Source organism: Mycobacterium sp., assembly GCF_049280035.1.
GTDB lineage: Bacteria > Actinomycetota > Actinomycetes > Mycobacteriales > Mycobacteriaceae > Mycobacterium.
In genome coordinates, this window is the sequence record NZ_JBAPPI010000368.1 from 1 (window position 1) to 8,961 (window position 8,961).

Consider the following 8,961-nt stretch of genomic DNA (forward strand, 5'->3'; position numbering starts at 1 on the left):
AGCGAACTTACCTAAACGATCAAGCGAACGGTCAAACGACGGTTGAACGTACTCTCACCGCACGGATGGAGTCGGCGAGTGTCCAGAACGACAGACCCAGCAACGGGATGTCCTTGAGGAGGAATTCGCCGATGAGCGAGAGGGCTGGGAAGCCACCGCCGGCCGGCTCGCCGATCCCGGGAGTGGTGAACAGGAAGCTGATTGTGGCGAGGAAGAGCACGATGGCCTGCACGCTGCCCACAATGGAGAGCTTGGGGAACAGCGGCTTGATCGCGAGCAGCACCGCGGCGGTAACCTCGAAGACGCCTAATAGCGCCGAGAAGGTGTAGACGGGGAAGATGTCGTAGAGCCAGCCCATAAACGGACTGTTCGCGATCAGCGGTTGGATCTGGTGCGCTTCGAAATTGGCGAACTTTAAGGCGCCGATCCAGCCGATGACGACGACGAGGCCGTATCGGCCGAGAAGGCTTGCGACGGTATCGATTGTGGAGACCTGAAGGAGCCGGCCGGTGTTCGAATCGTTCCGGTAGGTTGTCATGCGGGTTTCTCCCTGTGCTGTTAATGGGGCGATCTGCCTCCGGGCAGCACAACACGGCCATTGGAGGAAGTAGTCCTAACCCCTTCGCGCATTGCCGATGGCGGCTATAAGCGGAGCTGATAGCTGGCCAGTAGCGGTCATGTGCCACGTGTCGGTAGTTGTTACGGAGCGTTCAACCTTTGTCTACGCGGTCCAGGCTTTTGACCGCTATCGGGTCGTTTTCGGTGATCCCGAGTTTCGACGCGCTGCCGGGTGAACCGAGCTCGGCAAAGAAGTCGGCGTTGATCTGGGCATAGCCGCTCCACGCGTCGGGCAGGTCATCCTCGTAGTAGATGGCCTCGACCGGGCACACCGGCTCGCAGGCGCCGCAGTCGACGCACTCGTCTGGGTGGATGTAGAGCATGCGTGCACCCTGGTATATGCAATCAACAGGGCATTCCTCGATGCATGCCTTGTCATTGACGTCGACGCAGGGTTCGGCAATCACATAGGCCATAACCGTCTCCTTCCTTACTGTTATCGAGATGAGCAACGCGGCATGTTTGCCGAACCGGAATCAGCCGTGTCCCACGCGGAGAAGCTCGTCCAGAGTCGGCAACTTGACGCGCGGACGCCCGTTTGGCTCGCCGGCCGCTCGCTCAAAGCGGTCGATGGCCCCCCAGTGCGCGGCGGTGACGAGCTTTGGTTGGCGCGAGGCCAACCAGTCGGCGAGCTTGTCGGCGTGGTCGGCGCCGAAATCCGCCAGCCCGCAGGAGTTTCTAGCGGCGGCCAGATCGGCGATCAGGGTGTCCACGGTGTCGTGCGAGTCTTTTTTGTTGGTGCCGATCACTCCGGTCGGTCCGCGCTTGATCCAGCCGACGACGTACTCGTTGCGACTGCCCGCGACCCGGCCGTTGGTGTTGGGGATGGTCCCGCTCTTGTCGTCGAATGGCAGTCCCGGCGTGGGCACACCGCGATAGCCCACCGCGCGCACCACCAACTGCACCGGCAGCTCGTCGCGCGCGCCGGTGTCCTTGGCCACCACCCGTCCGCTGGCATTGCTGACCAGTTCGTTGCGGCCGAGCACGATCCGCTCCACTTTGCCGTCGCCTTTGATTTCGATCGGAGATGTGAAGAACCGGAACACGATTCGACGGTTTCCCGGACGCGGCTCGCGGGCGGCGTAGTTCCGCAGCGCCTTGATGTTCAGCTTCGTGGCCTTGCCCACCGCGGCGGCATCGTCATCGGTGATGCCCTCTAGCTGGGCCGGATCGACCATGATGTCAACCCCTTCGAGGTCGGCCAGCTCACGCAACTCCGGCGTGGTGAACGCCGTCTGCAGCGGCCCGCGCCGACCGATGACCACCACTTCATCGACGCTGCGGGGGCGCAGCGATTCCAGGGCGTGGTCGGCGATGTCGGTGAGCGCGAGCACGTTTGGGTCGGTCACGAGGATGCGGGCGACGTCGAGCGCGACGTTGCCGTTGCCGACGACGACGGCGCGGGCGCCCGACAGGTCGGGCATCATGTCCCGGCGGTGCGGGTGAGCGTTGTACCAGCCCACGAAATCGACAGCGGCGATGCTGCCCGGCAGGTCCTCGCCCGGAATGTTCAACGAACGATCCGATTGCGTCCCCACCGCATAGATCACGGCGTTATAGCGCTCGGCGAGTTCGGCGGCGCTGATGTGCTCGCCGACCACGACATTGCCGAAGAACCGGAAGCGCGGGTCCTCAGCGGTTTTTTCGAATTGCTTGCTGATCGACTTGATTTTGGGGTGATCAGGCGCGACGCCGGAGCGCACCAGACCCCATGGGGTGGGCAGCATCTCCAGCATGTCGATCGCTATGTCGATGTCGTCGGACGCGTCGGCGGCCTTCAGCAGCGATGCTGCCGCGAAGAATCCCGACGGCCCGGAGCCGACGATCGCGACGTGGTAGGGACGTTCGATATGCGTAGCCATCTAGCTGGCCTCCTGGAGTGCGAGCGGCTGGCGCGAGACTGCTTTGTCGCAAGTACGCATGACACGGCGTCTCATTGCGCCGGTTATGTGCGCACCGATAACGCCGATCATGGCGTTGCTGATGACGTGGGCCGCCTCATCTAGGAGCATGTGCCCGGCGGCGGGCCGGTGCACCAGCGTGGCCCCGGGGATGCTGCGAGCCAGGTCGTGGGCATGCGAGGGCGGGGTGAGCCGGTCCGCACCACCGCTGATGATCACCGTCGCGGCGGTGATGGAGCTCAGCGTCTGATACTGGTCGTAGCGCCGTAGAGCGCGCAGAAAGCCGGCTTTGGTCGCAACCGGGGTGGCGTTGACGCTCGCCGCGGAGACCGCCACAAGCGCGTCCCGGCTCGCCGCGCCGTATCCGCCATATCTGGTCACGGCGCCGCAGATCGGTCGGCCAACGGCACGAACGACTCGGTCGGCGACGGCATGCGGTGCGTGGCTTGCGAGTTCGTAGAGGATGTCCGTGGCGGGGTTGGCCAGCAGCCGGCCCAGGCCGCGCTCGGCGAGTTTGCCCGCCGCGGTGGCGACGAGGATAAGCCCATGGGGTTGGACAGGTCGCTGGCCGGCGGGACCGCCGAGGTAGGCCAGAGCGACCATGCCGCCCATGGAATGTCCGGCAAGCGTAAGGGGGCCCGTGACGCCGAGGGTTACCAGCAGGTCGGCGAGGTCGGCGGCGAGTTGGTCGATGTGGTAGGTGTGCATCGGTGCGGCCGCGGAGTCGCCGTGGCCGCGGTGGTCGTAGCTGATGATCCGGATGCTGTCGCCGTATTGATGAAGTAGGTGCTCGATCTGGATCGTCCAGGAGTCTTTGTTCAAGCAGAACCCGTGCAGAAGGACGACGGTATGGGCGGCGTCGTGAGGTCCGTACTCGCGCACCGACAGCGACACGCCGTCGCTTGTGGTTACCGTCCGTTTGATGCCGGGAAACTGAATTCCGGTGTGGTGGCGCATCATCGCCCTCCGAAACGATCGGGTTGCTCACCGAATTCGTCATAGATGGCGATGTGCCAGCCGGCCAGCCAGATCCCCAGGCGCACATTGTGGCCCGGCGTGCTGATCGCCCGCGCGAACTTGCCACGGGACACCACGATGTGCATTGCATGCACGGATCGGTCGGCGACTTGCGGTGCTGGATGGGCGAATTCGCGCACCAGCTCCATATCGGGCTTCCGCCGCTGGCTGTCCGGGATCGTCATGGTCATGCGGGAAGTCATGCCGCACCTGCCAACAGATGTCCCCAGCGTGGGTCCTCGGCCTCATGCAGACCGCAACCGGCCCCGCTCAGCGTCAAGCATTGAGGGGTGGTGTCCTTGGGCGCCAGCAGTGGATGCAGTGGGTGTGCACCGTGGGTCCAGCCCAACACGGCCAAAGACCCTCCACGTTGCTTGGCGAGCTGACGCAGCATGTGGAGTACCGCGTGGGCGTGCTCGGTGCCGGCGTTGGGTCCCCACGCCAGCATCGTGAGGTCGTTCTCCGAGCACACCGCGGCCAGGTGGGCATCGTTGTCTGGGCCGACCGGGTCGAAGTGGTGCCGAAGCGCCCCGGGATTCTTCGACACCAGCCCATAGAGGTTGGCGATGTCGACGCCGCCGTATCCCCAGGCCCGGGCGAAGCCGATGCAGCGGCGCACCGTCGCATCGGTGTGGTGGTCATCGGCGTCGGAGCCGTTGAGGATCACCCAGCCCAGCCGTGGTTTGTCTGAATCCCACACGCGCACCAGTCGATACCGCCACTTGCGGTCGGGACTGAACACCGCCCACGACTCGCGGAAACCGGTAGGACGATGCAGCTGTTGGGTGAGCGCTACCATTTTGTGTCCCTGGTTGGTTACACGGTTCATGTCTTTGATGCTTCGCCGCCCAAGGGGCCTTCAGTAGAGGTCTTGATCTTGTGGGGCCACAAAGCTCCCTTGTGTCTTCTTCCGTAGTGTGGTCCACGATTGGGCTGACAGTGCTTGGGGGCCAACAGGTATTAGCAGATTCCGACTATCGGGTTTCGGTGCGCACCAGCGGTGAAGTCCAGCTCCTCGCGCCGTGCAAGGATGAATCATGACGGACAAGCCCAACATCGTTCTCGTGCACGGTGCATTTGCTGACGGTTCGCACTGGCGGCACATAATCCCGAGGCTCTACGAAGCGGGGCATCGAGTGATGGCAGCGCAGAACCCGCTCACGTCGCTGGCTGACGACATCGCCACCACGCGGAAGCTAGCCGAATGGATGGGGGGTCCGACCCTGCTAGTCGGCCACTCCTACGGCGGAGCCGTGATCACCGGCGCAGGCCGCGCAACCAACGTGGTCGGACTCGTCTACCTCGCCGCGTTCGCCCCGGCGCAGGGAGAAAGCCTGAATAGCATTCTCGCCAGCAGCGACCCCGCGCCCGGCTTGGCGAGTATCAGCCCTGCCTTCGACGACGACTTCCTGTGGCACCGCCAGGACACTTTCCACGACGCCTTCTGCCAGGACCTCGACGACACCGAGTCGCTGGTTATGGCAACAACCCAGAGGCCGCTCGCACGTCGCTGCTTCGACGATGTCACCGGGGAGCCGGCGTGGAACACCAAGCCAAGCTGGTATCAGGTCTCGGCCCAAGACCGAATGATCCCGCCGCAGACCCAGCGGAAGATGGCTGAGCGTATCCACGCCCGCGAAACCATCGAGCTCGACACCAGCCACGCCTCGTTCGCCACCCGGCCCACCCAAGTACTCGAACTCTTCACCAGCGCCGCCGCAGCCGTCTGACACGGCACCCTCACACTATTTCCTTCGGGCTTGAATAATTGTCGGCTGGGTTGAGCGAGGAACGGAAGCGGGCCGCTGTGCCCGCGGCGGGACTGTCGCAATAACGGTGTAAGTGGCCTGACGGCCCCCGGTGTGTCGGGGGCGGGAAGGTCCGAAAATGACCGAGACTCTCATGGCTGTGACGTCATTGGAGAACGCTGATACCGATGCCGCTGCGGCGGCGATTGAAGTCCCTGAAGGTCGTGAGGTCGACGAGCTGGAAGTCGCACGCGAATTGGTGCGCCAGGCCCGCGATGCCGGGGTGGCGTTGACCGGCCCGGACGGGCTGCTCAAGGCGATCACCAAAACGGTGATCGAAACCGCCCTCGATGAGGAACTCTCCGAGCACCTCGGTTATGACAGGCATGATCGGCAGGGGCATGGAAGTGGCAACTCGCGCAACGGAACCCGATCCAAGACAGTCCTGACCGATGCATGTGGCGTCGTGGACATCGAGGTACCACGGGATCGGACCGGCACGTTCGAACCCCAGATCGTCAAGAAGCGCCAACGGCGGCTGACCGACGTCGACGAGGTGGTGCTGTCGCTATATGCCCGCGGATTGACCACCGGCGAGATCAGCGCTCATTTCGCCGACATCTACGGCGCCCAGGTGTCTAAGGACACCATCAGCCGGGTCACCGACCGGGTGATCGAGGAGATGACCGCCTGGCATACCCGTCCCCTGGAACGCGTCTATGCCGCGGTGTTCATCGACGCCCTGCACGTCAAAATCCGCGACGGCCAAGTCGGCCCACGCCCGGTCTACGCCGCGATCGGGGTGGACCTGGCCGGGCACCGTGACGTGCTGGGGATGTGGGCCGGCGAGGGCGACGGCGAGTCGGCCAAGTACTGGCTGGCCGTGCTCACCGAGCTGCGCAACCGCGGGGTGGCCGACATCTTCTTCCTGGTCTGCGACGGGCTCAAGGGATTGCCTGCATCGGTCAATGCCGTCTTCACCGACACGATCGTGCAGACCTGCATCATCCACTTGATCCGGGGCACGTTCCGCTACGCCGGCCGCCAGCACCGTGATGCGATCGCCAAGGCCATCAAACCGATCTACACCGCGGTCAACGCCGCCGCCGCCAAGGAAGCCCTGGACGCGTTCGACGCCGAGTGGGGGTACCGCTACCCGGCGGCAATCCGGTTGTGGCGCAACGCCTGGGAGGAGTTCATCCCGTTCCTGGACTACGACAACGAGATAAGGAAGGTGATCTGTTCAACGAATGCGATCGAATCATTGAACGCCCGCTATCGGCGCGCTATCCGCGTCCGCGGCCATTTCCCCACCGAGCAAGCAGCCTTGAAATGCCTATACTTGGTCACCCGATCGCTCGACCCGACCGGGACCGGCCAGAAGCGATGGACGATGCGCTGGTTGAGTCGGCCCGGGGCGCGGTGTCGGCATTGCTACCGCTCCGTTTCCCCGGGCCGCTCGCCGAACCCGGCGTGCGTGTCTCCACGCACCGGGCTCTCCACGATCGGATGCCGTCAGGCTGTTCTTAGCCGCAGGAACGGGTTGGGGATGCGGTTGCCCCGGTAACGGTAACGGCGCACCGTCACCGCTGCCGGGTTGAACACCTCGATCCCGTCTGCCGCGATCGGAAGCCACCGCCCCGTTGGGTTCGTGAACTTGCGGCGGAACACCTTCCACCTCCAGCGGTGCCGTTTGCGCAACCAGCAGATGATGCGCCAATTCACGAAGTAGCGCAGCCGGTTGAGCGTGTGCTTGCACACGGCATGCCGGAAATAGTTGGTCCAACCGCGCAGGATCTGGTTGATCCTGCCGACCACAGCTCCCATGTCCGCTTGGCTGACACGATGTGTCAGAGCACGGATCTTCGCCTTTACCGACCGGAACGGCCGGTCGGCGATGAACGTGTAGACGAACCACTTCCGTGTTCCCCGTTTGCGTTTCCACTGGATGCGGAAACCCAGGAAATCGAACCCTTCGCGCATGTGCACGATCCGCGTCTTGGACTCCGACAATCGAAGCCCCAGCGGAACAAGCACATTCGCGATATCCTCACGCAACGCGACCACGTCGCTTTCCTTGCCGTGCACAAGCACGACGAAATCGTCCGCATAACGAACGATCCGCCAAGTCGGCAGACCCTTGGAGCGACGATGGTTGCGTCGGTAGGTCGTTCCCATCACCCCGTCCGGTCGCCACGGCGCCATCACGTGCTCATCGAGCACCGACAACGCGATATTGGCCAGCAGTGGTGACAGAATCCCGCCCTGCGGGGTGCCGGTGTCGGAGTCCTCGTAGTGGCCGGTCTCGGTCATCACCCCGGCCTTGAGGAACGCCTTCACCAGCGCGAGCACGCGCTTGTCCCTGACCCGCAACCGAACTTGGCCCATCAGAGCCGAATGGTCGATCCGGTCAAAACACGCCTCGATATCGGCGTCGAGCACCCACTGATAACCACGGGAACCGAACATCTGAATCTCAGCGATCGCGTCGTGCGCCCGCCGCCTAGGCCGGAAACCGTAGGAGACCGGCAGAAAGTCGGCCTCGAAAATCGGCTCCAGCACCAGCTTCAACGCGGCCTGAACCACCCGATCGGCAATGGTCGGAATCCCCAACTTGCGGAGCTTGCCCGACCCACCCGGCTTCGGAATCTGCCGCTGCCGCACCGGAACAGGACGAAACGAGCCGTCCTTCAGCGACGCACGCAGCTGGTCCAGGAACCCTGGCAGCCCGAGACCTTGCTCGATGTCGGCGGCAGTCACACCGTCGACGCCGGGCGTGTTGCGGCCCCGGTTGCCCGCGACCCGGGCGAACGCCACGATCAGCGTCGCCGGATCGTGCACGAGGTTGAACACATCATCAAACCGGCGACCAGAATCGGCCACCGCCCAACGGTGCAGCTTGTCCTGCATCTCCGATACCCGCTGCCACGGACCCTTCGGGTCCGGACAGCCGGCGCCGCCGTTCGGCGGCGCATCTTTCGGCATTACAGCAACCAACTGACTCCTCTCACTGTTGCCCTTCCCCATGTGACCGGCTCTCCCGATCTCGGAGTACTACGGCAACTCCGCCCCGCTGCGAGCCGATCGGCCGACGGTGCGCCCAGCCCCGCCCGATACGCTGGCTGCGCTCGGAAAGGCGGACCCGCAACGGTTCCCGTGTTCACTGTGATTCGCTCGATCGAGGAGGAGCCCGACTCTGCCCCTGCGGCCTCGCTGCGGTTACGCCGCAGACCTTCTCCGCAGCCTCCCCGGACGCGGGTTTCACCGGCCCGGAAAGTTCCCTCGGCTCACACACACCTCGGGATGCGCCGCTCCCGACCCACATCCACCAGATTCGAGTCGGTATAGCGTTGAGGGGCTTTACAACATCGGTTCCTCACGTACTCCTTTCGATCCCGCTCACCGGACCCGCACCATCTGGCAGTACTGACACGCCCCGGCTTTGTCAGGGCTGCTCCCACCCGCACCGACACCTCCCGGCTCGGGCTGCCCTCAGCTCCTATCGGGCCGCTGCGACGACCCGACGGCAAAGGCTTCTCACCTCCACTCAAATCACAGCGCCTCACGGCGCACGAAACCAGCACTGAACGCCTTCGCGATCACCTTCGCCGACCGCATGCCGGCCAGCGAGAACAACTAACCGAAGATGCCACTTACACCGTTAATCTGACGGACCC

Annotated in this window: 8 protein-coding genes and 1 pseudogene; 2 read left to right on the forward strand and 7 right to left on the reverse strand. The window is 64.1% G+C overall.

The annotated features are described in order from the left end of the window. Positions 1–31 precede the first annotated feature (31 nt). The 6 genes from WAN71_RS12465 to WAN71_RS12490 all read right to left on the reverse strand — a co-directional run bounded on the left by WAN71_RS12465 (position 32) and on the right by WAN71_RS12490 (position 4,365). Positions 32–538, reverse strand: a complete 507-nt coding sequence (locus WAN71_RS12465) for a YkgB family protein (RefSeq protein ID WP_422225623.1) — start codon at positions 536–538, stop codon at positions 32–34. Positions 539–710: 172 nt separating this feature from the next. Further along, positions 711–1,034 carry a ferredoxin gene (fdxA, locus tag WAN71_RS12470; RefSeq protein WP_422225624.1) on the reverse strand — a complete coding sequence of 108 codons (324 nt, stop codon included), beginning with the start codon at positions 1,032–1,034 and terminating at the stop codon, positions 711–713. A gap of 60 nt (positions 1,035–1,094) precedes the next feature. Then, a complete protein-coding gene (locus WAN71_RS12475; protein WP_422225625.1) occupies positions 1,095–2,480 on the reverse strand; it encodes an FAD-dependent oxidoreductase in 1,386 nt (461 codons plus the stop codon). After that, entirely contained in the window at positions 2,481–3,479 is a 999-nt protein-coding gene (locus tag WAN71_RS12480) for an alpha/beta fold hydrolase (RefSeq protein ID WP_422225626.1), read from the reverse strand. It abuts the gene before it with no gap. Beyond that, on the reverse strand, positions 3,476–3,739 hold the full coding sequence (locus WAN71_RS12485) for a hypothetical protein (RefSeq protein ID WP_422225627.1): 264 nt from the start codon (positions 3,737–3,739) through the stop codon (positions 3,476–3,478). Before WAN71_RS12485 ends, WAN71_RS12480 begins: the two co-directional genes overlap by 4 nt. Next, positions 3,736–4,365, reverse strand: coding sequence for a DUF1643 domain-containing protein (locus WAN71_RS12490; RefSeq protein ID WP_422225628.1), 630 nt, complete (start codon positions 4,363–4,365; stop codon positions 3,736–3,738). The genes WAN71_RS12485 and WAN71_RS12490 overlap by 4 nt, the downstream gene beginning before the upstream one ends. 208 nt (positions 4,366–4,573) lie before the next feature. On the opposite strand from WAN71_RS12490, the gene WAN71_RS12495 reads away from it, so the two are divergent. Further along, positions 4,574–5,266: an alpha/beta hydrolase gene (locus tag WAN71_RS12495; protein ID WP_422225629.1), complete on the forward strand. Its 693-nt coding sequence runs from the start codon at positions 4,574–4,576 to the stop codon at positions 5,264–5,266. Positions 5,267–5,423: 157 nt separating this feature from the next. Then, a pseudogene (locus WAN71_RS12500) lies at positions 5,424–6,686 on the forward strand (IS256 family transposase); the annotation flags it as partial. A gap of 113 nt (positions 6,687–6,799) precedes the next feature. On the opposite strand, the gene ltrA reads toward WAN71_RS12500, so the two are convergent. Next, positions 6,800–8,269, reverse strand: coding sequence for a group II intron reverse transcriptase/maturase (gene ltrA, locus WAN71_RS12505; protein WP_422225630.1), 1,470 nt, complete (start codon positions 8,267–8,269; stop codon positions 6,800–6,802). Positions 8,270–8,961: the final 692 nt, after the last annotated feature.

Bases quoted from the DNA above. Each gene is read 5' to 3' on its own strand.
- WAN71_RS12465 (WP_422225623.1), bottom strand. From the start codon at position 538: ATGACAACCTACCGGAACGATTCGAACACCGGCCGGCTCCTTCAGGTC.
- fdxA (WP_422225624.1), bottom strand. From the start codon at position 1,034: ATGGCCTATGTGATTGCCGAACCCTGCGTCGACGTCAATGACAAGGCA.
- WAN71_RS12475 (WP_422225625.1), bottom strand. From the start codon at position 2,480: ATGGCTACGCATATCGAACGTCCCTACCACGTCGCGATCGTCGGCTCC.
- WAN71_RS12480 (WP_422225626.1), bottom strand. From the start codon at position 3,479: ATGATGCGCCACCACACCGGAATTCAGTTTCCCGGCATCAAACGGACG.
- WAN71_RS12485 (WP_422225627.1), bottom strand. From the start codon at position 3,739: ATGACTTCCCGCATGACCATGACGATCCCGGACAGCCAGCGGCGGAAG.
- WAN71_RS12490 (WP_422225628.1), bottom strand. From the start codon at position 4,365: ATGAACCGTGTAACCAACCAGGGACACAAAATGGTAGCGCTCACCCAA.
- WAN71_RS12495 (WP_422225629.1), top strand. From the start codon at position 4,574: ATGACGGACAAGCCCAACATCGTTCTCGTGCACGGTGCATTTGCTGAC.
- ltrA (WP_422225630.1), bottom strand. From the start codon at position 8,269: ATGCCGAAAGATGCGCCGCCGAACGGCGGCGCCGGCTGTCCGGACCCG.